Raw genomic sequence first — 22,546 nt, 5'->3', positions numbered from 1 at the left:
ATATGAACGACTTGCCTCCGGATCTGCCACGCCTCCGCACCGTGGAGACGTACCTGGACATGCAGCTCCAGCGGGTCAGGGCGGCCATCGCCGAGCATGAGCAGCGCACCAAGGCCGAGCCGGCGGCATCGGAGACGTGGATCCTGCAGCACATCCCCAGCGCCAAGGACCGGCCGATCAACTGGCTCCACCGCTCTAGCTGCCACTTGGCGCAGGGCGCCCGGCTGTCCCGCCGCGAGGCCGAGATCGCTCTCGCCGAGCCCACTGTCCGACCGTGCGGCGCTTGCAAGGCGGACGAGGGGCTGACTGCCCGCACCGGCACCGTGCCCGGCGGTTAAATGAGGAATCGCCCCCGCCAACCTGCGCATGGCAGGCGGCGGGGGCGTTCGGCAAAGGGGAGAGGGCGCTCAGGTGTCGATGTGATGGATGTACCGGCGGGCGCGGTCCGGCATGGGCTCTGCTGCTGGCGGTTCCAAGCCGGACCGGCGGATGTAGCCGACGAGGCCGCGCACTCTGTTGAGGAGCCAGCCGATGGCCTCGTCCTGCTCTCCGATCCGTAGGCGCTGAGTTTCCGCGTCGGCTTCCAGCTCGTCAATGCGGGTTTCCTGGCGGGCGAGGCTCTTCTCCATGCGGTCCGTGACCGCAGTGAAGTCGTCGCGTCTCTCGGCGCGGGGGCTTCGTCTGGCCGCGCGTGCTGCCCAGACTCCGCAGAGTGCTGTGGCCAGGGACACCCCTATTGAGGTGATCGTCTCTGGGCTCATAGAACCCCGCCCTTCTTGGGGCGCAGCGGCTCGGCCCACCCAGCAGTCACGATGATCGGTACGGCGATAGCCGCCCAGACCGCGGCAGCGATCCAGCCGCGGGGGAACTCGTTGAGGGGCCACCAGCTGACGAGGTAGGCGAGCGTCCAGGGGATGACGATCACGACGAGTGCGAGGAATCCCCACCAGTCCCGGCCTTGCGGCAGCCACGCTGCGGTGATCGCGATGGCTCCGGCCGTGATCCAGGCCCACGCCCACACGGGCATCGGCCAGATGTGCAGCAGTACGGTCAGTCCGCGCTGGTCAGGCTGAGGGGCGGCGAGCTGACCGAAGCCGTACAAACTCCAGACGAGCCCGTAGGCGATGAGGATGGCTCCGCGGCGGCCCAGCATGCGCCCCAGCCGCCGGACCGCCCGCCGCATTCAGACGCCCCGGGGGGCCTGCGGTGACCGCGCGGCTCCGGTGGAGGTGCTGGCCTCGATGCCGGGCGCGATCCCGGAGGGGCGCCACAAGGTGTGGTAGGCGACGCCGATGGCGACGGCCGCGGTGAGCATGCAGGTCGTCACGTCCCGGCCGGTGAATTGGTCGTTGAAGTAGGCGGTTCCGGTCCCGACGAGCGCGGCGAATGCCAGCATGACGAGGGCCTTGAGGGGGCCTGACCAGCGGGGTTGCTGGACGATGGCGATGAAGGGCGGGGCGATGTAGCCGAGGGCTGCAGCCCACAGGTCGGCGTTGGACATGGGCGAATCCGTTCGTTGAGGCGGTCAGACGTTGGGGACGCGAAGCTTGGCCCAGGAGGCGGGGCCGGGGATGCCGTCGGCGTCGCTCCCGCTGTAGCCGAGCTTGCGCTGCCAGGCCGCGTAGGACAGGCGGTCGGATTCCGTCCAGGAGGGGCCGGGGCCGACCGAGTAGTGGCTGCAGCCTTCGGCGACGAGACGCTTGCCCATGGCGGTGATGACCGGGCTGGTTCGGCCGACGCGGAAGAAGCCGGCGCCGGGGAACGGCTCGTAGACCGGCGAGGGTGTGGTGCCGCTGCCCGGCCGTGGTGCCCCCTTCTGTACCCACGCATACAGGGGGCCGCCGGGGCACTGGGTGGCGTATCCGTCCCGGTGGCCTTTGATCTCGTCGCCGGCGCCGTGCTGGCGGAGGAGTTCGATGCCGTCGCGGATGGCGCCGAGCATGGCGTCGGTCGGTTGGGTGAGGCCGGAGTCGCCGACGAGGCCGACGATGGCGTAGTGGGCCCGGTTGAGGGCCTGGGTGCCGTTGGCACCGGTGCGTTTGCCGATGCCGCGGCCCTCAAGGAGGTAACCGTGCGGGCAGGCTGCGTAGTTGTAGGCGATGTCGCTGTAGCCCTCGGCGGTGTTGGCGAGGTGGCTGGCCCGGATCGCCTTCCACTCTCGGATGCACGCGGTGTGGTCGTCGAGGAGGGCGCGGTCGACGGCGGTGCCCTCGTAATGGACCTTGACCCCTTGGGTGGTGGGCTGGTCGGGGGCGGCCGAGGCCGGCCAGCCGAGTTGAGATCTTGTGACGAGCTTCATCCGGGCCTCCAGGGCGTGGTGATGGGCCCCGGCAGGGCGGGGTCTCGGTCGGCGAGGGGCGTTACAGGGGGAAGCGGATGCCGCTGAGGCTGAGCCAGGCGATGGTGCCGGAGGTGTTCTGGATCTGGACGGCCCCGGAGGAGCGGACGTAGACGTCGGCGTGGATGCCGGCGCCACCGGCGGAGACCTTGAAGATGTGGTCGGCGGCGGGCCGGTAGCCGGTGGGCAGGGTGCCGACGGTGGTGCCGTTGGTGGTAGTGCCGGGCTTGATGACCCCGGCGAGCTGCACCATCCCGTCGACCTTCTTCGTATAGATCGACGTCTGGAAGGGGGCGCCGAAGTCCGTCCACCCGCTGGCCAGAGACAGTGCGGTCCACGTCTGTCCGGTGAAGTAGACGCCGGAGGCGTCGAAGGTGAAGCCCGCGCCGGCGCCGAGGATGATGCCGAGGGCGTCGAAGGTGAACGTGAGGCTGGACGATCCGGCGGCGGCCTGCCATGCGGGTCCGGCGCCGCCAGGGGTGCCGCCCTGCATGATGGTGTAGGCGACGCCGGCGTCGATGTCCGGGCACATCATGAACATCGCGGGCACCGGGGTGCCGCCGCCGGTCTCGACGTAGGCAGTGAAAATGCCGGGGGCCACCTCGTCGACGAGCCCGGACGAGATCAGGATCGCCGCCTGCTGGGACGTCAGGAACGCGACCCCAGAGGCGTCGGCGGTGATCCGGACGTCGGGGCCGCCGTCGGCGTTCTGGATGGTCAGGCCCTGGCCGCCAGTGATGGACGCGGAGGTTAGGCGGCGTGCCGCCCGCAGTTCTTTGACCTCGCGTTCGAGGGCGGCCAGGCGTTTCATGAGGGCGTTGGCCCCGGCGGGCAGTTGGTCGCCTGCGCTGGGCATTCAGTTCTCCTCGACGAGAATGGGGCGGATCCGGTCGGAGTCGGGGTCGAGGTCCCAGGACCATGCGCGGGCGACGACGTCGGCTCCGGCCGGGTGGCGGGGTGAAGTGTCGACGGCGACGCGGATGGTGTCGCCCAGCTGCCAGTCCCGGCCGAGGCGTGGTGCCCGGCTGGCGACGGCTTCGATCGACCAGACCTTGGCGCCGGTCTGCATCAGGGCCAGGGCGCGGGCGGCGTGGGCGTTGAGCTGGTCGGGGTCGGTGATGCCGCTGGAGGGGGTGAAGCGGTGGACCCACCGGGGCCAGCCGCCGGCGATCAGGTCGGTGGCGGTGTAGACCGCGGAGGTGAGGCGCCCTGCCCCCTCGCCTTCCCCGCGGGCCTGGATGACGGTGGCGCCTTTGCCGTTCTCGTAGGACTCGGCGAGGGTGTAGGAGGAGACGCAACCGGGGAAGTCGAAGGTGCCCTCGGGGGTGGTGCTCTGGCTGCCGATGGCGGGCCGTACTCGCAGGATCAGGGCGAATCCGGTGTGGGAGGCGTTGGACCAGTCGACGTCCATGGTCCATTCGGGGCCGCCGTCGAGGCCCATGACCTCCTGCAGGGCGGACAGGATGGTCTTGTCGTCGCCGTCGAGCAGGTCGTAAGTCATCGTGACGCCGGTCGCGGGGGCGTCCACGGTGATCGGCGGGCCGTCGGTGAGGGCGGAGGTGACGAGCGAGGTGATAACGGTGGCTTGGTCGACTCCGGTGTGGATCTGGTCGCCGGTATAGCGGGAGTCGAAGTACCGCTCGGGGCTGGCGGTGTTGAGCTGGACGGTGCTGGCCGAGCCGCCTTCGCGGGTGAGGACCAGCCCGGCCCAGATGGGGGTGTCGGTGGCGGTGTCGACGCCGACGAGGATGCTGCGGCCCTGGTCCGTCGCGGATTCCCAGTCGGCCGGGGCGCCGGCCAGGTTCAGCTCGAAGCTGGTGGTGGTGAAGTCCCCCAGCTTCCTCGACAGTGAGCCTGTCGGCCGGAGCGATCGGAGGTCTTCGATGATGGCGCCGGTCCGCAGGTCGCAGCCGTACCAGGCCAGCTCATAGGGGGTGCTGATCATCAGGCCACCCGTTGGAGCTTGATCCATGAGTCGGTGACGACAGTCGTGGCGCTCGCGCTGGAGTTGCCCTGCGCCCACTGCACGACGCAGGTGCCGGAGGAGCCGCCGGTGCGGAACAGACCGACCGGGCGGACGCTGACGTTGGCGGTGGAGTTGACGCCGAGCTGGGTCGCCGAGCCGGTGGAGGTGCTGGTGCGGATCGGGCCCACGGCGCTGGTGTCAGCCTCGGCCGACATGCCCCACGGGGACCACAGCTGTGTTGATCCGGCCGGCAGGGCGAACTGGTACTTCCAGTCCGCGGCATTGGGGGTGTTGTAAACGATGAAGCCCTCGATCGTGTATGTCGCGTTGGCGATGACCGGTACCGACAGGTGCGGGTCATCGGTGGCTGTGGTGGTCGATGACCTGGAGGTGTCCGCCGACTTGCGGGCGAAAAGGATCTTGCCGATGCCTTGGGGCTGGATGTCGGACCAGGCTGAGCCGTCGTAGCGCTGGAGGCCGCTGCCGCTGTCGCGGTACTGGCCCGCGTAGGAGCCCGCCGCGGCGGCGTCGGGCAGGATCCCGCCGGGGGCCACGGTCAGCGGCCGGACCGCCAGCGACACTGAGGGGGAACCGCCGCCGGAGTGCGGAACGGTGATCGTGGCGAGCGGCATGTAGATCTGTGTCCCGGCCGGGGTGGGGGCGACCGGGGTGGAGGAGGGGATGCCGGCCAGGTAGACGCCGTCGGCCTGCCGCAGGCCGGAGGCGTCGACGTCGGTGTCCCAGATCCGCAGGTACACCAGGTCGATGCGGTCGAGGGTGGCGTGGGCCGCGGTGAGCGTCGTGGACCACGTCGAGGGCAGCGCGGCCCGGTAGACGCCCTGCCCGGACTGGTACACGAACGCGGCCCCGGCCGACACGTTGATGGTCGAGCCGGCGAGGCTGGTGGTCAGTCCGGGGTCGCCGGGGCGGATGCCGGAGCGGGCGCCGAGGGCGGTGCCGTCGGCCATGACCCCGAGCAGGGCGGCGCGGCGGAGCTCCAGGCCGTCGTAGGTAAGGGCGTTCTGGTCGAGCGGGTCGAACGGCACGGGAGTCCCCTATATCCAGGCCGAGCGCCATTGGGCGGTCAGCGTCGCGGTCGCGTTGTAGGCGGCGGCCCGGAACTCGATCGATACGGTCGAAGTGGCCGGGATGACGGGCCAGCCGGTCGGGGCGGAGAGGTAGCGGCGCCGGGAGGCGTTGCCGTTGAGGGTCACGCTGTGGGCGTCGGTGTCGATGACCAGCTGCTCGCCGGTGGCCAGGTTCTGGCTGTAGGCGAGGATGCGCACGGAGCCGTCGGGCATCTGGGTGAGCACCTGGGGCTGGGTGACGGGGCCGTCGATGACCAGGACCGGCCGCGTCTCGAAGGTGCCCTGGTTGGTGGCGCCGATGGCCCCGGTCACGGTGCTGGCGGAGACCGTGTACGGCAGGGTGTACGGGAGTGTCAGGCCGCCGGTGCTGGAGGGCAGCATCGTGGTCCCGGTCCGCAGGGCGGTGCCGTAGCGGCGGGGGTCGGCGGCGGTGACCATGACGCTGTAGGAGGCGATGCGGTCGGTCACGTGCTGCAGCAGGAGTTTCCCCGACCGGCGGACGGTGGCCTGTTTGGGGATGGTCTCCTGCACGATCAGGGTGGTGTCGGTGAGGGCCGCGGCGGCGCGCAGGCGTTCCATGGCGTCGTCGAGGCCTGCCCGGTCGGTCGCGGTGATGATGCCGGCCAGGCTGATGGGGCGTTCGCCGAGGTAGACCGGAGAGGCCCAGGCCCCGTGGTCGGCGTCGCGCTGCTGGACTTCGGCGCGGACTTCGGCGGAGTCCCAGCCCTGCAGTTCTTGCAGCGCCCAGGCGACCCCGGTGCTGTCCACTCCGCCGAGGGGGATGGCACCGAGGTCGACCCGCAGGCCGCCGAGGCTCTCGCCGGGGGTGTAGGGCATCAGCGCTCCTCTCAGCCCACGAAGGACAGGTGCCGGGCCAGGTCGCGGGCCTGTTCGGCGCTGGTCTGCTTGGCTCCGTAGAGATTGATCACGAGGTCCCGGGCCTCCTGCCGGGCGGCGGCCATCGACGGCTGGGAGCGCTGCCCGTACCGTCCGGCGGGCACCATCTGGTAGCCCATGAGCCGTGCGGTGCGGCCCAGCAGCATCCGGGATCGGTCGGACCCGTTGAGGGGAATGTAGGACTCCGGGCCGCGTTCACCGGCGAGGACGACCGGGGAGCGGCCGGTGAGGATCCCGCCGGTGGCCATGGCCTTCACCCCGCCCTGGCCCGCCCACTGCCGCAGGAACATCACCTTGTACGCCTCGGGCAGCTTGTTGATCTGGGCGAGCATGCGCGGCACCAGGGTGCGCAGGGTCGCGAAGTCCACCCCGGCCGCTGCGATCTCGGCGATGCCCGCACCGGGCTTGGAGCGCAGGGCCGACAGGACGGTCAGGGAGTCCGCCAGGTCGTCGCCGGTGAGCACTTGCCCCGCTTTGCCGAGGGTGGAGTTGAGCCGGGCGAGGTCGGCGGGCTTCGCGGTGGCGGCCTGCCGGGCCAGGTCCATGGCGGTCTGGTCGCCCTGGGCGGCGAGCTGCTGGGCGAGGTTGCCGTAGCCGCGGGCGGCCAGCGACTGCAGATCGGCGGCGAACTGGGCGCCGCGGGTGTTGGACTGATCGACCTGCTTGTTGAAGTCCGCCAAGGACGCTTTGGCGAGGCCGGCGGTCTTCTTCAGCTTGTCGGTGATGTCCTTGAACTGCTTGCTGGAGGCCCCGGCGAGGGAGTTGACGAGGCTGTACCCGTCCTCGCCCATTCCTTCCAGGATGCTGCGGATCTCCTCCCCGCCGCGGGCGCCGACCTTGCCGAGGTTGGCCCGCCACCGCTCGGTTGCCGCCAGGCTCTTGGTGAGCTGCACCTGGTAGTTGCGCATGTTGAAGGTGGTCGGCGCTTGGGCCGTCTTGGACTGGCCGAGCTCGGTGTTGATGCTGAAGACGTCCTGGCGCTCCCGCTCCAGCTTCTTCTCCGCCGACCTGAGCTGCGCCTTCGTGTGCTTCTTGTCCTTGCGGACCTTCGCCAGCTCATCCTGCGCCTCGTGGTACTCCTTCCACGCCTCGCGCAGGTCGGCCACGAGGCGGTCCACGCGCTGCTTGGGGTCGCTGACCCCTCCGAGGGCCGGGGCCCCGGTGGGACTGTAGGAGATGCCGTTGATACCGCCGGAGGCGTACCACTGCACGGGCCCGCCGCCCAGGCGCCGCACGGTTTCCTCGGCGATACGCCGCGACCGGGGCCGCTTGGACAGGGCCAGGGGAATGTAGCTCTCGCCGCCGGTCTCCGGTTCGGCCCACACCCGCATCGCGCCGGCGGGGGCGATCTGTGCGGTGTGCCGCTCGCGCAGGCCGCCGTCGGCGTAGTAGTCGACGATGCCGCCGTCCCGCTTCAGCAGCGGGACGGTCAGGAACGACTCGCGGTTGATCGTTTCGACGTAGTTGGTGATGGTCCGGCCGCGGAGGCTGTTGATCGCCCCCTGGATCGCGCCGACGGAGGAGATGGGGCCGCCGGTCGGCACGGTCACGACGACGGACTTGTTGGGCAGGGTCCGGGTCTTGAACCCCACGGCTTCCAGGGCCTCGATCGCAGCGGCCGACAGGGTTTTCACGGTGATCGATTTGCCGCCGGGGACGCCGTGGACCTTGCCCTTGACGGCCTCCAGTTCCGCGATCGTGCTCTGCGCCCCGGGCGCCCGGACCGTGGTCTCCTTTGACACGGGCAGCTGGGCGTAGGTGTTGATCAGGCTACGGATCGCGGACTCGGAGAACCCGGCTGCGGCCATGGTCCGCTTCAGTACCGCGATGTCCTGCTCAAGGACGGCGTTGCCCGCCTCCACGCTGCCCTTCTGGTCGGCGACGGCCTGGGCGTGCGCCGACGCCGCCGACGCGGCGTCCAGGAACGCAGACTTGACCGCCCGCCCCTTTTCGCCGGTCACGTCCAGGCTGTGGCCGTTTTCCTTCACCGCCTCGGTCAGCGAGTGCAGCGATCCCCGGAACGCGATCTCCTGCTCGGCCGAGGTGATGGCCAGGCCGTTGAGGGCCTGCAGGGAGTCCTTGAGCTTGTCGGCCGCGCTGCGTTGATCCTGCAGTTCGTCCGTCGTCATGGACGCCGCGTCGCCGAGCTGCTTCTGACCCCCGGCGGCGAGCTTCTGCTGGGTGTCCATGCCGGCCAGGGCCTCGGAGTACTGCGGCAGCAGCGTCTTGAGCTTCTCCGTGCTCGTCCCCTGTGCCTCAGCCTCCCGGGCCATCCGCCGGAAGGCCTGGGCGGCGACGTCGGGGCTGCCGGACTGCACCAGGGAAGCCAGGGCCTCGTCCATGGACTTGACCTTGTCTGTGGCGCGGGTCAGGCCGACATCGTCCGACCCGAACTGGCGCAGGTACTCCAGGACCCCGACCGTGCGCTCCCACCCGGTGGGGTGGGCGATGCGCTGGACGGCCTGGCCGAAGCCGTCCAGGTCCTTGCCAAAGGTCTTCGACAGTTCCCCGGCGACTTTGCCCTTCTGGCCGAGGTCGACCAGGGAGTTGGCGAGTTTGGCCACGTTCGGCGGGGCTTCCTCGAACTGGTCCATGAGGGACTTGACGCCGAAGGAGAGGGCGGCGAGGCCGCCGACGACGAGGCCGAGTCTGCCCAGGCCCATGAGCATGCCACGCACCCGCGCCCCGGTCAGGCCCAGGGCGATGAGTTCCCGGCGCACGGTCATGATGCGGGGCAGCATGAGCAGCAGCCCGGCCCCGATGAGTCCAGCCATGCCGAGCAGCCCGGACAGGGCGGTGACGGTCTGCTGGACGCCGGGAGGCAGCGCCGCGTACCACTTCACGACGTCCGTCAGGGTTTGGGCCATCGAGCGCAGCACGGAGTTGGCTGCGGATCCGGACTGGATGAGGGCGGTCTCCAGGGCGCCCCGGAGCCGCTTGAGGTCACCGGCGAGGTTGTCGGTCATGGTGGCCGCGACCCGGGTGGCGTATCCGGTGTCATCGACTGCGGCCACCCAGGTGTTGACGCCCTCGGCGCCGGCCTCGTACAGGATCGTTGCCGAACGGACGGCGTCCGCGCCGAAGATGGTGGCCATGGCGGCGTTGCGGGCCTCGGGGGTGAGCTGGCCGAAGGACTTCTTGAGGCGGGCGGCGAGTTCGGAGAGGCCGACGAAGTTGCCCTGGGAGTCGTAGGCGGAGAAGCCGAGTTTGTCCATCATGGCGGCGGCCTCTTTGGACTGCGGGACCAGCCGCTGCAGCATGACCTTCAGCGAGGTGCCCGCGTCCGAGCCGACGAGCGCGTTCTGGGCGAAGAGCGACAGGGTGCCGACGGTCTGTTCCAGGGACAGGCCCGTCTGGTTGGCGACCAGCGCGGACATGCGGAACGCGAGCCCCATGGCGTGGACGTTGGTCGCGGACTTGCCCGCGCCGGCGGAGATGACGTCGGCGATGTGCCCGACATCCCTGCCCTCCAGTTTGAACGCGTTCATCGCCTGCGCGCTGATGACCGCGGACTCGCCGAGGTCGAGTTGTCCGGAGGCGGCGAGGTCGAGGCTGCCCTTGAGGGCGCCGCCGATGATGTCGGCCGTGGCGATGCCCGCGCGGGCCAGCTCCGCCTCGGCCGTCGCCGCCTGGGTGGCCGTGTACATGGTGGTCCGTCCGGCCAGCAGGGCGGCGTTGGACAGTTTGGCCATGTCCTGGGACGAGCCGTCGGTGACTGCCCGCACCTCTGCCATCGCCTTGTCGAACTTGGCTGCGGCGAACGCCGCGAGGCCGAAGACGGCGAGCAGCCCCAGGGAGGCGGTGCGGAGCGCGTGCAGGGCCTTCTGGCCATTGGTCGCCATGCCCGCCAGGCCGGTCAGGGCGGCAGCCGAGGCCACGCGCATGCGGGCCATGGCGCCGGACACGGCGGCAGCGGCGGCCGTCCACCGGGCGGTGACCCATCCCGCCGCCGCCCCCGTCGAGGTGCGTACCGCAGTCATAGCACCGCCGACCGTGCCGGCCACCGCGGCCCACCGGGCGGAGACCGCTGCTGCGGCGGCCGTCCAGCGGGCCCCTACCCACGCCGCGCCGGCCCCCGCTGCGGCCCGCACTGCCCCGGCACCGGTGGCCACGGCGGTCATCGCCGCGGACCACCGGGCGGAAATCACGTTGGACGCGGCCGTCCACCGGGCGGCGGCCGTGGTGGCCGCTGCCGAGGCGACCGCACCGGCCCGGGTCATCGCCGCGGACATCGCCGCCGAGACGGCGGGCAGCCGCGCGCTGATCGCCGCCGTGGCCGCACTCCACCGCGCGGCCGTAACTGCGGCGGCCCGGCCTGCGGCCGTGGTGATGCTCGCCCAAGTCGCCGCCGCGCGGGCCCGCAGGGCGGTCAGGGCGGAGCCGGCCCGTACCGCAGCGGCGGAGACGGTTGTCCCGACCGCGGTGGCGGCTCGGGTGGCGGCGCCTTGCACGGTGGCGAACGCTGCGGTGGCCTGGGCGCCGATCCGGGCCAGGGCCGCACCGGCGCGGGCAGCCATCGCCTGGAAACTGGCCGCGGCCCGTGCGGCCTGGACCTGGGCGGTCCGGGCCATCGCGGTCATCGTGGCCTGCGCCCGCGCGGCGGCGGCCCGCATCGAGGCGGAGATCTGGGCTGCGGTGCTGGCCGTGGCGCGGGCGGCCTGCCGCATCGCTGTGATGTACGGGGTGGTGCTGCCGGTCAGGATGACACGGACGGTACGATCGGCCACAGCTCACCCCCTGGGTGTGATCGAGACGTGGATGCCGCGGACATCGCCGCCGTCTTCCTGGTAGGCGTGGATGCGTTTCGCCCCGGTCGCGCAGGCGTGGCAGCGCATGAGCTCTGCCTCGTAGGCGAATTCGCTGTCGACCTTTGTGGTCTCTGACCAGGGCTGTTTGCAGTCCGGGCAGCAGTCCGCCTCGACCTGGGCGAGGGCGAGCGCCCATGCCCGGTCCTCGTCCGTCCACAACGCCTCGCCCGGCTGCGGCAGGGGGCGCCCCAGGAAGACGCTCCGGGGGACGCCCCAGGCGCGTGCGGTCTCTACTTCCCGGCGGTGAGGGAGCTGAGGATCGCGGAGGCGCTCACAGAGAAAGGGACGCTGGTGGCCTCGGCGTTCACGTCGTAGGCCGCCTGCATCAGCTCGTTGCGCTGTCCCTCGTTCAGCACCTCGAACAGTTCGGTGACCTGGTCCGCGGTCATGACCGGGTCCACACAGCACTGCGACAGCAGCGCCTTGGGGAAGGTCTGCGGGTCCCAGGCCTCGTTCTTGTTCTTCGACGGGTGGGCGGCCACCAGGTCCGACCAGGTCTTGTCGCCCAGGGCCCGCAGCTTGAACTCGACTTCGCCCTTGCGCATGCGCTCGCGGGCGGCCTTGATCTGTTTGGCCAGCTTCTCGCCGGGGTTGGCGGTGGCGAGGGAGGTCGGGGCCCAGGTGTCGGAGAGCTCGGCGAGCTGCCGCTCCAGGCGTTCGACCTCGGCAGCCTCATCTCCGGCCAGGCACAAGAACACCGACCGTTCGCGGGGCTTGGCTCGCTTGAGGATCTCGCTGATGTCGGGCATCAGGCCACCGTCGCCCGCGTCGTCGGCGCCGAAGTCAGCATCATCTTCGACACGAACTTCGACACTTCGTTGGCGGCCGGGGGCTGCTCGGCGGGCTCGCCGCAAGCGACCGGGTAGACCTCGACGTTCTGGCCGGCCGCGAACGCGGTCTCGTAGTCGATGCCGCGGCGGACGACGAGGTAGCCGTGGGTGCCGTAGGTCAGGGTCGACCAGGGGGCCTGCTCCTGGACCGTGGTGCCCTTCTTGAACGTCAGCTCCACGGAGAACTTCACCCGCCCGGTCTCCATGGTGTCGAACCGGGAGCCCAGGGAACTGGTGTCGACTTCCGCCGTGTCGGGGTCGATCTTGAGACCGTCGGGGGTGATGCGCAGGGTGTAGTCGGCCAGGGCGTTGAGTTCGGTCGCGGTCGGTGCGCTCTGGCTGGTGAGCGAACTCGCCCAGCAGACCTTCGTCTTGCCGTCGCTGATCAGGTCAGACATGAGGCCCTCCTCGGGGCATGAAAAAAGCCCCGGTCAGCGGGGCGGGCGCGGGCGAGGTTCGATCAGATGCGGTAGGCGCCGACGGTCACCGTCGTCACGCCCGAGTAGGCGATCGAGGCGAGCCCGTCGGCGGGGTTCGTGTTCAGGTCCGCATAGATCGGGATCTTCTTCGTCACGGACGCGGCCACCGCGACGACTCGGTCGGCCACGGCCTGGCCGCGCACCGTCGGGTATGAGGCCACGGTGACGTTGATCGAGCTGCCGCCGCCGTTGGTGACCTCGATGAAGACGTTGTCGCCGTCGGGCTTGACCTTGTCTCCGCCTCCGGCGGCGGAGACGGTCGAGTTGAGGGTGCCGGCCGCGGCGATCGCGGAGACGGTCAGGGTTGCCATGGGTTCCTCCGGGTCAGGCTGTGGTTCGGAGCCGGTACTGCACCGGCAGGAAATACAGGGGCGGGGAGACGTCGTCGTCGCGCTGAACCGGCGGCCCGCCCAGCTCTTCCGGCCGCCATGCCGCCCGCCCGGCCACCGCCACCGGCCCGTGCAGGGCACTGCGGGTCCGCTGGGCGGCCCACAGGCACTTCTCCTGTGTCGGCCCCACACAGGTGACCTGGAAGACCAGCTCAAAGTCAGTCCGGGCGTCCGCCAGGGACTCGCGCCCGACGGTGCCGGGGTCGAAGTGGAGGGCCACATAGATCTGGTTGGCCGGCACTGGTGCCGGGGCGCCGCCCAGCCCCACCACGAGGCCTGCCCCGGTGAGTGCGGTGTGGACCGCGTCCATGTGGGGCTTGATGTCCGGGGCGTTCACAGGCGCCCCAGCCGGGCCGTCAGCAGCGCAACCTGGGCGGCGAACCGCGGTTCCTCCGCCAGCAGGGCCCGGCCACCGTCGTTGTGGGGCGGGTTGTTCACAGACCCGTACTCAAGGAGGTTGCCCAGGGGCCCCTGTTTCCGGCCCTTGTCCGGTCCGATCTCCGCTGTGGCACCGCCCGGGATGGGGAGGATGTCGTAGGAGACGGAATAGGGGTAGGCGCGGGCGTGCCGCCCGGCAGTGGCGAGGGCGTTGGCCCGCCAGTCGTTCTTCACGTTCAGGGCACCCCGGGCGACGATGCCCCGCATCTCCGGTGCCGCCCGCTCCATGTTCCGGGTCAGTGCCACGGCCAGCTGCCGGAGCTCCCGCACGTCCGCTGTCACGACCGGTCCTCCGCACTGATCCGCCACGCTGTGGCCGTGGACGAGTACTGCACCCCGGTCACCCACAGCCGCAGGCCGACCATGCGGGCGTCCGCTGAGGCTGTCACGTCGATGACATCGCCCGGGGACGGGCGGGTTGCGGGTGGTGGCGTCGGCCAGGGCAGGGACACGGTGTAATCCCGCAGGGTGACGTTGCGCTCGCCCGCGGAGACCTCGGTGCCCTCAACGGCCTTCGGCTTCACCCGCGCCAGGCCGGTGTAAAGCGGGGTCTGTGTCCCGCCGCTGGTGGCTCCGGTGTCCCAGTCGATGCCGCCGTCCACAGCCCGGTAGATCCGGACCGTGTCCAGCATCAGCTCCAGTGCCGCTGCCCTGCCGGCCGCGAGGGCCTCGGTCAGGGCGCTCACGAGGGCACCACCGTGAATGCGGAGCGCCGGTAGGCGCGCAGGTCTTCCTTGTGGCTGGCCGAGAGGCGGGCCCCGCCGATGGTCTCGGCGGCGAATGTCCGGGAGTAGTCGTCGATACTGACCGACCGGAGGTTCTCGGGGTTGGACAGGTTCATCGTGGCCAGGTCCAGGACCACGTCGACGACGACGTCGGGGATCTCGGTGTAGCCGTGCGAGTAGGTGACCCGCACCTGTGGTGCCCAGACTCCCAGCGGCCGGTTCCAGGGCCAGCCCATCAGCCGGGTTGGCTGGTACCAGGGCTCCCCGCGGGTCAGCTCATTGCCGAGCCGGGTGAAGTCCCGGCCATCGGTACACGCGAACTCGATGCCGGTCATCCCCGACAGCTCGACGACCGTCAGCGGATGGGAAGCGTCCACCACCAGTGGGCGCGCGGGGAGTGCCAGGACCCGCTCGCCGCCCCGCAGCACCGTCGTCTCGCCGGTCGTGAGCGAGAAATCCTGCCGGGTGTAGCGGCGCACGCGAGCTGAGGCGCGGCGCAGGGCCAGGTCGGCCTGCGCCGCATCCACGGGGCGGCCGAGGGCGGCTTCGAGTTCGGCCGCCGTAGCCAGCGGGGGCAGTGCCATGACGGCCTCCCTTCAGCTGCCGTCGCCGCCGGTGGCGGTCTTCTCAAGCTGCTTCACGAGCGTGGAGCGCGGCCGGTCCTTGGCCAGCTCCAGCTCCAGGGCCTCGGCGGCGCGCTTTGGGTCGTCGCCGACCCAGGCCTGGACATCGGCCGCCGTGGCGTCGATGTCCAGTTCCCCGGACCTCGGTTCCTCGGGCTGGGGACCACCGGCCGTGCCGGGTGCACGCCATGCCCTGGCGTCCTCGTCGGCCGGCTCGACCGGGGAGGCGGTTTGCAGCAGGTAGAGGGCGAGGCCGCCGCTCACCTCCTCGCCCTTCGTGAGGGCGACGAGGCCGTAGTTGTAGTAGGGGCTGAAGTTTTCGAGCACCTTCACGCGCATGGTTTCTCCTCACGCCTCCGGGGAAGGGCGGCGCCGTTCCCCGGTCTGCGGGTGTCAGGCGTGCTCGAGGACCACGGCGCGCTTGTACAGGGCCGCGTCGCCGCCGGTCAGCGAGTCGGACGGCACCCCGTAGTCACCGACCCACGACCAGGAGGTCGACAGGGTTTGCTGCAGGCGGTCTGTCGGCGGGCGGGTGATCCGGGCGACGTCCACCCCGGGGGCCACCTCGATCATGGCGATGTCGGGGACGTCCTCGACCCCGGTGCCGCGCAGCAGCTCGCCCATGCCCTCGAACGGGGCCGCGACCAGGGCGCCCATGCCGAGCACGATCGGGCGGTGCACGGTGACCGTGCCCGCCGAGCCGCCCAGGATGGTGGGGGCTTCCAGGTTGCGCACCCAGTCGATGCCGCCGAACCGGCCGATCGACAGGTCGGTGTAGATCGGCGAGTCGACTCGGCCCTGCAGGGCCTGCTTGAAGTCGGAGTCGGCGAACAGCTGGGCTTCGGTGTCCGGGTCGATGTGCGCCACGTAGTAGCCGTTGACCGTCGGCACGGACATCTTCCGCAGGCGCGTCACCGCCGCGCGGAACATCGCGAACGTGGCGACGTTCGAGGTGCCGAGGTCGTAGGCGGTGTCGCCGGCCGGGCGGATCGTGGTCGGTGCGTTGGCCGCCACCAGGTAGTCGCCGGCCGTGTCGGCCCGCGCGGTCCCCAGAGTCAGCGTGCTCGTACCGGTGTTGACACCGGTCACGGTGTTCGCGACGCCCTCGATCGTCACGGTCAGCGGGTTCGACGCCGACACCGCGGTGCGCACCCCGTCGACCATGACGTGCGTGAAGCCGTCCACGGACTGCACGATGATCGTGCTGTCCGAGCCAGCCGTGGTCGTGCACCAGGTCCGCCCGCCCGCGTAGGCGGTGTAGAGCTTGTTGCGGGCGATCCGGTTGATGGACTGGCCCGCGTTGATCCCCAGCGTCTGCACGTCCGCCAGGTACTTCGAGGCGAGCGCCATCGCCGACGACAGCATGTTCGTGTCGACCGCGAGACCGTACTGGTCCATGGTCACGGACCACTGCTCGATGCCGTAGGTGGCTGGCGAGGTGTCCGACCCGGTGATCGCCGTGGTCGTGGGGGTCAGCAGGCCCTTGCGCGTGAAGGTCTTGGTGTCGCCGAGCGACCCCTGCCACGGTTCGGCATCGGCGATCGCCGGGAAAATGAACTCCGGCCTGAGCGCCTCTTGGAACACCCGGTCGAGGATGCCGTTCTGCATCATGGCGCGGATCGCGGCCGGGACATTCGACCGCACGTCGTGGCGGCCGAGGTCGAACCACGGCCGGGCCGCAGTCAGTGTGGTCATCTCTACTCCTGTGTGATCTCGACGGACACGAGGTCCGGGTGCTGCAGGGCGATCTGTTCCAGGCCCAGCAGCGCGGTTTGGGTGATGGCCGACACCGCGGCGCAGACCCGGCCGGCCTCCGCGTGCTCCTCGTGACCGTCGACCTCGAGAGAGGTACGGCCGTCGCCCAGGCGGGCGCGGACGCGGATCACCGCAGTCGGAAACTCGGGGCGACCTTGGCGAGCTCGGCCTGCAGGTCATCGCGGCCGGCGGTACGGAAATCAGTCGGCGGATCGTCCGGGCGCGACCCCTGGCCCGGGTCCGGCTTGGGGGCCTTCTTCTTCGGCTCGGGTGTCGCCTTGCGCAGGTGCGGCTTGCGCTCCAGCAGGGCGGCCAGGTCCGTTTCGATGGCGTCGGTGTCGATCTCGCCGTCGTCATCCACGTACCGGGACAGGTCTCCGAGGAGTTCGGCGTCGGTGGGGTCGGCGAACTGGTCGGTGGCCATCGCCTTGACCTCCGCTTTCACCGCCCGCTCCGTGGCCGCCCGGGCGAGGGCCTCGGCCTTCTCGGCCTTGGCGGTGGCCTTGTCCAGGTCGGTTTTGTCGCGGTCTTCGAACTCGGCGATCCGCCGCTGCGCCTCGGCCGCGGCCCTCTTCGCTGCCGCTGCTTCCTTCTTGGCGGCGGCCTTCTCCGCCTTCATGCGGTCCAACGCCTTCTTGCCGGCGTCGCCGAGCTGGTCGGCGCCCTCCGGGTCCGGTTCGGGATCGGCGCCGTCCTCGGGGTCCTGGTCGTCAGGGTCTGCCGGGTCGGGGTCTGCGGGGTCGAGGTCGTCGTGGCGGGTGAGCTGGAACCAGTCCGCGCCATGGGCAGCGGGCAGCCAGCGGTTACGCGTGTTCTGCATCGTGGTGATCTCCATTGCGGAGGTGGGACCGTGCCGTGCGCACGGTCTGCTCAGAGGTGCCAGCCGATGTAGCCGTAGTGCTGCAGCAGCCCGATCGCCTCGTCCCGCGACCGGGCCACCCGGTAGATCTGCTCCGGCAGCAGCCGCGGGGACCGCAGCTGAAACTGGCGATGGTCGGCGGCCCGCAGGTCGCCTCGGGCGATTGCCCGGTGCCGCTCCAGCGAAGCGAACAGGCCGCTGCGCGTGGTGCCTTCGCGGGTGGCGCGGATCCGTCGCCCGTACTGGTCGCCCACCGTGTAGATGCCGCGGCGGGCGTTGACCACCTGGCTGATCTTTGCCCCGTCCCGGATGGCCTGCGCTCCCGCCGCGGTGAAAACCCGGTTCTGCTCGGTGCGGGACAGGCCGTCGAAGTACTGCCGGGCGTTCGTGGCCCCCGCATGGAGGCGCCCGCGGGCGATCAGCCGGGCGGGCATGTGCACGCAGTCGCACTTCGGGTGCCGCTGGAAACCACGGTTCCACCCGTACTCGACGCCAGCCAGGATGATGCAGCGGGCACAGGCAGGCGCGTTGACCACCCGGATGTACCCGTTGATCGTCCGCTGCCCCGCGATGGAGACCCCCGCCGCGCCGCGGCCGGCGTCCGCGACCTCCGACGCCGCGATCCGCAGCAGCTGCCGCAACCCGGTCATCATGGCCTCGACGTCGTCCGCCCCCGCCGCCAGCGACCGCTTCGTGGTGATGACCGGCAGGTACAGCAGGCTCTCCAGCGACCGGCCGTCAGCAGCATGCCCCGCGAAGGCGAGCGCCCGGGTGCGCCCCGCCCGGTCCGGGACCGCGTCATCCGCCTCGGACACCGCGTCCACGTACTCGTCGGCGCCCGACGCCGCGGCGAACTGGCCTTCCACCACCGCACGCACGACCTGCGGCCCCACCAGTGCCTCCCACGAACCGGTCAGGTCCCGCCGGTCCAGCTCCGCCCACAGCGCCTGCACCCGGTCCGCGGCCCGGCGGGCATGCCGGGCCTGGGCCACGTAGTACTGGGCCGCCAGCTCCTCCGGGCCCAGCCGCCGCACATCCTCGCCCGCCACCTCAGCCGCCCACCGGCACCGGCTCCCCCGGGGCGGGGTCCGGCTCGTCGGGGCGTGCTTCGTCAAACGGCTTCGGGCCCGCTTCCAGCGCGGCCAGGTCCCCGGCCAACACCCGCTGCAGGGCATCCTCGGCGGCCTGGGCGTCCTGCTGCTCCATGCGCTCGATCTGAGCCTGCGTGTAGCCCATGTCCTCGCGGGTCTGCCGCAGAGGCACGATCTTCGCCGTGAACAGCTTCGTCGCCGCATCCGCCTTCTGGGCGATCGTCGGGGTCGATGCGTCCCGCCACAGGGTCTCCAGCGACCGGGCGTCGTCGTCCCAGGCGCCGTCACGGATCCGCAGCGCGATCCGCATCACCTGCTCCCACGCCCCGCCCCACGCCCGCTGCTTGCGCTCCGCGCGCTTGACCAGCCGGGACTCCGACGAGCGGATCGCGTCCGCCGACGTCGGGTTCTCCGTCGCGTAGCCAAGGAAGTGCGGCGGCAGACCGGCCAGCGAAGCCACCAGGCGGGCCAGCTGGTTGATCGTGTCGTGGAAGTTCCCCAGACTGGCTTCGGGGAACTGGACGACGTCCGCGCCGCCGTCCGGTCCGGCACCGCGGTGCCGCTCCGTCGCCCACATCCGGCCGATGATCCGGCTGAACGCGCTCACTCGGCGGCCGGACTCGTCGACGAAGTCCTCCTCACCGAAGCCGAACGCGACCCGCCGCGGGGTGGCGTGGTACTCGGCGGACACCATCATGTCCGTTGCGATCTTGCACGCCGCGTCCGACAGAGGGATCACGGCCTTGTACTCCGACACCCCGCCCTGGCACTTCAGTCGCCCCCGGTTCGCGAGCACCACCACCGGAACCTCGCCCAATTCGTGGTCGTCCCGCTCGAACTCCGGGTCCTCGATCCACTCGCCCGAGTCCTTGACGAACCAGACCGTCGCATTGGGCAGGTAGAGCGTGGCGTGGTCGACCTTGCGGCCCGTCTCACCGTCCTCACTCCACCGCTTCACCGCAGCCGCGACCCGCCGGGTGCGCGGGTCGCGCTCGACGTGCATATCCAGGGCCGACTCCACCGTGATCAGCGGCGTCAGCGGGGCCGCCTCGTCAGCGCCCACCACCACGTAGGACCGCTTCATCACCAGGGCGTCGAGGTGGCCCTGCTGGGACTGCTCGTCCAAATTGTTGGCCTGCCAGATCCGCCAGAGCTCCGCATCCGCCGCCGCTTCGCCCGGGAAACGGAACCCCTCGACGTCGAGGCGTTCCTCGATGCTGTCCGCCACCAGCTGAGGCCAGTTCACCACCACCTGCCGCACCCGCTCATCCAGCTCGGCCAGCAGCTCCGGAGCCATGTACGAAAGAGGCTGCTCGCCCTCGTAGTAAAGGTCGAGGAGCTTGAGCTCGCGCTTCTCCTCGTCGTGGCACTTAATGAGGTGCTTGAGCCACTCCAGCTCGCTGCGCTTCACCGCCCACCTCACCTCATGATCAGCATCCGGGACTTCTTCTTCGGCCGGGCCTGTCCGGCGGCGATCGCGTCACCCGCGGCCTCGTGAGCGAGGATCGAGCACATCGCGAGGTCGATCTTCTGGTTCTCCGCCGCCTTTCGCAGGACGTAACGGCCCGCCGGCCGGGCGGCCTTACGGGCGTTGCGAACGTGCTGGCCGGTCAGCTGGCAGCCGTCGTGCCGGAACGTCGAGTCCTTCTTCGTGACGTCCGTGGCCAGCCGCTCGGCCGCCCCGTGCATCTGCGCGATCCGGTTCGTGTACCACCGGGTCACGACCTTCTCCCCATGGCGGTCCGCCAGGGTGTCGATCTCCGACTCCCAGTACGGGGGGTCGGCATAGAGGCGGACCACCCGGAACCGGGAGAACACCTCATCGAACGCCGCCATGACCTCCAGACGCGGCACCTGGCCGCCCCAGTCCGCCGGATTCCAGATGCACGGCCGCCGGTCCGGCCCGTAGACCGGGGTGAACTGGTAGCCGTCCAGCGTCTCCAGCCGGATGCCCGTCCAGTCGTCGATGTCCGACCCGTCGAACCCGCCGGTGACCGCCTCGCCGTCCGGGACCTCACGCGGCTCACGCCGCAGATCCCACCGGTCACCGTCGATGTACGCCCCGGTGCCCGCCACGATCCGGTTGAAGTAGAAGCGCTCCGCCTGCGCCGGGTCCTTCTCGGCGATCTCGACGAGTTCACCGTCGATCCGGTCCAGGTCAACCCAGCCGCCGACGGTGACGGCCGAATCGCCGTAGGCGATCCGCAGCGCCTTGTGCCGCTCCCTCTTGTTCGCCAGCGACGCCGGCGGCGGCACCCGGTGATCCCGGTGCACGTCCCGCACGGACGCCTCCGCGGTCCGCTGGGCCACGCTCTGCTCCGACGGATCCCAGGCGTTCGTGGTCTCCACCGCCCGGCCGCCCGTGCCGGACAGATTCCGTCGCTGGGTCTCGGCGAGCTTCCAACCGCCGTTCGCCTCCAGCCAGCTGTGCGTCTCGTCCTGCACCGCGAACGTGATCCGCTGCCCAAGCCGGGCCCGCCCGGAGGAGGTGACGGGTTCGATGCGCCCGCCGCCGGGGACGTTGATGCGGGTCTCGCCCGTGTCATGGACGATGGCCGCCAGTGGCCCCTCGTCGATCATCGGGACCAAGGCGCGGTAGACGTTGTCGGTCTGGTCCTCACTGGTCGCCGCGATCTGGATCCACGGCGTCTCCCAGGCCCTGCCGACCGGCTCGCCGTTCGCGTCCCAGCCAGCGAAGCGGACCGGGCCGACCGCCTCCGCGCAGACCATCGCGCAGGTCAGCGGGCCCTTGCCCCACTTCTGCGGGCGGACCAGCTGCGACCGCCGGTATGCCCAAGCCGAGCGCCACCCGTCCTCGGTGGCGTCCTCCCGCAGCCGGTAGTGCCAGGCCAGGAACCGCCACATCTCATCGGTCAGCAGGTACGGATCGCCGATCTGGTCCCCGTCGGGGATGACGCAGTGCTCCTCGATCCACTCGCCAACGCTCCAGCCCAGGGTGGGGAACTCGCCGGGATGGTCAGGTCCCCGCCACGGCATCGCCGTCGACCACCTTCAGCCGCTGACGGGCCGTCCTCTTCGCCGGGCGGGCCGAGCGTTCCGCCCGCTGCTCGGCGACCTCGTCGGCTGACACCTCCCAGCGCAGCCTCAACATAGCCTGCGGCGACAGACCGAGCCGGTCCTCCAGGAGCCGGGACTCGGCGCCGGCCTTCAAGTCCCCGGTCTCGGCCCGCACTTCGAAGCGGACGTAACGGGCCACGGTCCGGGTCCACTTCAGCCGCTCCCAGGCCACGGCCTGCGGCGTCGACCAGAGTTCGGCCCACAGCTCGGCCTCCCGGGCCTCCAGGATCTCGACCAGTTCGGGCTCGTCCAGGATGAGCGGCGGCAACGGCCAGTCAGGGGTGGGGCCGCGGCGCCCTTCGGCCGGCAGCTGGGTCATCGCGACGGTGGCGTTGCGCCGACGTCGTTCCCCGGCCGGCTTGGGCAGAGGTCCAGGCATGTCGATCACTCTCCAGGTGCCGTTGCGGCACGTCGGCGGCCCGCCGTTGCGGCTGGCCGCAGGTTACGCAGAGTGGCTGATCCCATGATCGTTAGACTGGGGCAACCCGTACAGGCAGCGAGCCACCTCCCCGGCGGTCCGGCGTGGATCATGACCAAGGGGTCACCCCCCAGTGATCATGACTCAGCGTCACGGACCGTGAAGGCCGTCTCCAGCGACTCGGCGACCCGGAGCATGCCGGCCCGCTCGATCCACCCCAAGCCGTCTGAGTGGGCCACGAACAACCGGATAGCCCCGTCCACCTGAACCACCTTGAGGATCACCAGAGCGCCCGCCACGAGCTCACCAGGTCCCACCCTGGCCTCGATCCCGAGGGCATCGACCACGTCACCGATCGGTCGCGTCTCTTAATCATCATCGGTGTCACTGTCCCATCCGCTCATGCGTTCCACCCTCCGGGCTGTGCCCGCGCGGTGTGGCGGCTGTGGCACGGACCGCACAGACCACGGCCATGAGCCGGGTCGTTGGGGTCCAGGCCTGCGGCCACCAACTCACGCCGGTCAAGGGGGTGGTGATCGGCATGCACGCTCGGCCTCTGACCACACTCGACACAGACCGGGTCACGGGCGAGGACGGCGGGACGGAAGCGCTGCTCGTGCTCACGCCCGTACCCGCGCTGCCGTGCGCTGCCGCGCCGCTGCTCGGCCTGCTGCCGGTGCTCGGCGCAACGCCCGCCCTGGTCCGTGTACTCGGGGCAGCCGGGGGTGGAGCACACCCTCCAGCCTGCACGTCTGGGCATGGCA

28 protein-coding genes are annotated in these 22,546 nt (G+C 70.8%); 1 reads left to right on the top strand and 27 read right to left on the bottom strand.

Going from position 1 to position 22,546, the window contains the following annotated elements; all coding sequences use genetic code 11:
* The first annotated feature begins 2 nt into the window (after positions 1 to 2).
* Positions 3 to 338, top strand: coding sequence for a DUF6233 domain-containing protein (locus tag ACZ53N_RS29075; RefSeq protein WP_469143782.1), 336 nt, complete (start codon positions 3 to 5; stop codon positions 336 to 338).
* Between the two features lie 69 nt (positions 339 to 407).
* Here ACZ53N_RS29075 and ACZ53N_RS29070 read toward each other — a convergent pair whose 3' ends face one another.
* The 27 genes from ACZ53N_RS29070 to ACZ53N_RS28940 all read right to left on the bottom strand — a co-directional run bounded on the left by ACZ53N_RS29070 (position 408) and on the right by ACZ53N_RS28940 (position 22,542).
* A complete protein-coding gene (locus ACZ53N_RS29070) occupies positions 408 to 761 on the bottom strand; it encodes a hypothetical protein (protein ID WP_469143781.1) in 354 nt (117 codons plus the stop codon).
* A complete protein-coding gene (locus tag ACZ53N_RS29065) occupies positions 758 to 1,153 on the bottom strand; it encodes a hypothetical protein (RefSeq protein WP_469143780.1) in 396 nt (131 codons plus the stop codon). The genes ACZ53N_RS29070 and ACZ53N_RS29065 overlap by 4 nt, the downstream gene beginning before the upstream one ends.
* A gap of 30 nt (positions 1,154 to 1,183) precedes the next feature.
* Positions 1,184 to 1,501, bottom strand: a complete 318-nt coding sequence (locus tag ACZ53N_RS29060) for a hypothetical protein (RefSeq protein WP_469143779.1) — start codon at positions 1,499 to 1,501, stop codon at positions 1,184 to 1,186.
* A 24-nt stretch (positions 1,502 to 1,525) separates the two neighbouring features.
* Entirely contained in the window at positions 1,526 to 2,299 is a 774-nt protein-coding gene (locus ACZ53N_RS29055; RefSeq protein WP_469143778.1) for a peptidoglycan-binding protein, read from the bottom strand.
* A gap of 61 nt (positions 2,300 to 2,360) precedes the next feature.
* A complete protein-coding gene (locus ACZ53N_RS29050; RefSeq protein WP_469143777.1) occupies positions 2,361 to 3,194 on the bottom strand; it encodes a hypothetical protein in 834 nt (277 codons plus the stop codon).
* Positions 3,195 to 4,283 (bottom strand): hypothetical protein, encoded by a 1,089-nt coding sequence (locus ACZ53N_RS29045; RefSeq protein ID WP_469143776.1) that lies wholly within the window; start codon positions 4,281 to 4,283, stop codon positions 3,195 to 3,197.
* Positions 4,283 to 5,350, bottom strand: coding sequence for a hypothetical protein (locus tag ACZ53N_RS29040; protein WP_469143775.1), 1,068 nt, complete (start codon positions 5,348 to 5,350; stop codon positions 4,283 to 4,285). Before ACZ53N_RS29040 ends, ACZ53N_RS29045 begins: the two co-directional genes overlap by 1 nt.
* A 9-nt stretch (positions 5,351 to 5,359) precedes the next feature.
* The gene (locus ACZ53N_RS29035) at positions 5,360 to 6,229 is read right to left on the bottom strand and encodes a phage distal tail protein (protein ID WP_469143774.1); all 870 of its coding nucleotides are present in this window, start codon (positions 6,227 to 6,229) and stop codon (positions 5,360 to 5,362) included.
* 11 nt (positions 6,230 to 6,240) lie between these two features.
* A complete protein-coding gene (locus ACZ53N_RS29030) occupies positions 6,241 to 11,016 on the bottom strand; it encodes a phage tail tape measure protein (protein ID WP_469143773.1) in 4,776 nt (1,591 codons plus the stop codon).
* Between the two features lie 3 nt (positions 11,017 to 11,019).
* On the bottom strand, positions 11,020 to 11,256 hold the full coding sequence (locus ACZ53N_RS29025; RefSeq protein ID WP_469143772.1) for a hypothetical protein: 237 nt from the start codon (positions 11,254 to 11,256) through the stop codon (positions 11,020 to 11,022).
* Between the two features lie 71 nt (positions 11,257 to 11,327).
* Positions 11,328 to 11,846 (bottom strand): hypothetical protein, encoded by a 519-nt coding sequence (locus ACZ53N_RS29020; protein WP_469143771.1) that lies wholly within the window; start codon positions 11,844 to 11,846, stop codon positions 11,328 to 11,330.
* Positions 11,846 to 12,325 carry a phage tail tube protein gene (locus ACZ53N_RS29015; protein ID WP_469143770.1) on the bottom strand — a complete coding sequence of 160 codons (480 nt, stop codon included), beginning with the start codon at positions 12,323 to 12,325 and terminating at the stop codon, positions 11,846 to 11,848. Before ACZ53N_RS29015 ends, ACZ53N_RS29020 begins: the two co-directional genes overlap by 1 nt.
* Positions 12,326 to 12,387: 62 nt before the next feature.
* Complete coding sequence (locus ACZ53N_RS29010) at positions 12,388 to 12,717, bottom strand: hypothetical protein (RefSeq protein ID WP_469143769.1); 330 nt, start codon at positions 12,715 to 12,717, stop codon at positions 12,388 to 12,390.
* A 13-nt stretch (positions 12,718 to 12,730) separates the two neighbouring features.
* Entirely contained in the window at positions 12,731 to 13,132 is a 402-nt protein-coding gene (locus tag ACZ53N_RS29005; protein ID WP_469143768.1) for a hypothetical protein, read from the bottom strand.
* The gene (locus ACZ53N_RS29000; RefSeq protein WP_469143767.1) at positions 13,129 to 13,515 is read right to left on the bottom strand and encodes a hypothetical protein; all 387 of its coding nucleotides are present in this window, start codon (positions 13,513 to 13,515) and stop codon (positions 13,129 to 13,131) included. Before ACZ53N_RS29000 ends, ACZ53N_RS29005 begins: the two co-directional genes overlap by 4 nt.
* Complete coding sequence (locus ACZ53N_RS28995) at positions 13,512 to 13,919, bottom strand: DUF6093 family protein (protein WP_469143766.1); 408 nt, start codon at positions 13,917 to 13,919, stop codon at positions 13,512 to 13,514. The genes ACZ53N_RS29000 and ACZ53N_RS28995 overlap by 4 nt, the downstream gene beginning before the upstream one ends.
* Positions 13,916 to 14,542, bottom strand: coding sequence for a hypothetical protein (locus ACZ53N_RS28990; RefSeq protein WP_469143765.1), 627 nt, complete (start codon positions 14,540 to 14,542; stop codon positions 13,916 to 13,918). The genes ACZ53N_RS28995 and ACZ53N_RS28990 overlap by 4 nt, the downstream gene beginning before the upstream one ends.
* A 12-nt stretch (positions 14,543 to 14,554) precedes the next feature.
* Entirely contained in the window at positions 14,555 to 14,920 is a 366-nt protein-coding gene (locus ACZ53N_RS28985; RefSeq protein ID WP_469143764.1) for a hypothetical protein, read from the bottom strand.
* Between the two features lie 54 nt (positions 14,921 to 14,974).
* Positions 14,975 to 16,276: a major capsid protein gene (locus ACZ53N_RS28980; RefSeq protein ID WP_469143763.1), complete on the bottom strand. Its 1,302-nt coding sequence runs from the start codon at positions 16,274 to 16,276 to the stop codon at positions 14,975 to 14,977.
* A 2-nt stretch (positions 16,277 to 16,278) separates the two neighbouring features.
* Positions 16,279 to 16,467 carry a ribosomal-processing cysteine protease Prp gene (locus tag ACZ53N_RS28975; protein WP_469143762.1) on the bottom strand — a complete coding sequence of 63 codons (189 nt, stop codon included), beginning with the start codon at positions 16,465 to 16,467 and terminating at the stop codon, positions 16,279 to 16,281.
* A complete protein-coding gene (locus ACZ53N_RS28970) occupies positions 16,464 to 17,156 on the bottom strand; it encodes a hypothetical protein (protein ID WP_469143761.1) in 693 nt (230 codons plus the stop codon). Before ACZ53N_RS28970 ends, ACZ53N_RS28975 begins: the two co-directional genes overlap by 4 nt.
* 50 nt (positions 17,157 to 17,206) lie before the next feature.
* Positions 17,207 to 18,244: a hypothetical protein gene (locus ACZ53N_RS28965; protein ID WP_469143760.1), complete on the bottom strand. Its 1,038-nt coding sequence runs from the start codon at positions 18,242 to 18,244 to the stop codon at positions 17,207 to 17,209.
* A gap of 1 nt (position 18,245) precedes the next feature.
* Complete coding sequence (locus ACZ53N_RS28960) at positions 18,246 to 19,697, bottom strand: phage portal protein (RefSeq protein ID WP_469143759.1); 1,452 nt, start codon at positions 19,695 to 19,697, stop codon at positions 18,246 to 18,248.
* 8 nt (positions 19,698 to 19,705) lie between these two features.
* Positions 19,706 to 21,283, bottom strand: coding sequence for a hypothetical protein (locus ACZ53N_RS28955; protein WP_469143758.1), 1,578 nt, complete (start codon positions 21,281 to 21,283; stop codon positions 19,706 to 19,708).
* Entirely contained in the window at positions 21,264 to 21,743 is a 480-nt protein-coding gene (locus tag ACZ53N_RS28950; RefSeq protein WP_469143757.1) for a phage terminase small subunit, read from the bottom strand. Before ACZ53N_RS28950 ends, ACZ53N_RS28955 begins: the two co-directional genes overlap by 20 nt.
* Before the next feature lie 176 nt (positions 21,744 to 21,919).
* Complete coding sequence (locus tag ACZ53N_RS28945; RefSeq protein WP_469143756.1) at positions 21,920 to 22,129, bottom strand: hypothetical protein; 210 nt, start codon at positions 22,127 to 22,129, stop codon at positions 21,920 to 21,922.
* A gap of 53 nt (positions 22,130 to 22,182) precedes the next feature.
* A complete protein-coding gene (locus tag ACZ53N_RS28940; protein ID WP_469143755.1) occupies positions 22,183 to 22,542 on the bottom strand; it encodes a holin in 360 nt (119 codons plus the stop codon).
* Positions 22,543 to 22,546 lie beyond the last annotated feature (4 nt).

It is taken from the genome of Streptomyces sp. NPDC033229 (assembly GCF_055576875.1).
This window is presented reverse-complemented; position numbering and strand designations above follow the sequence as displayed.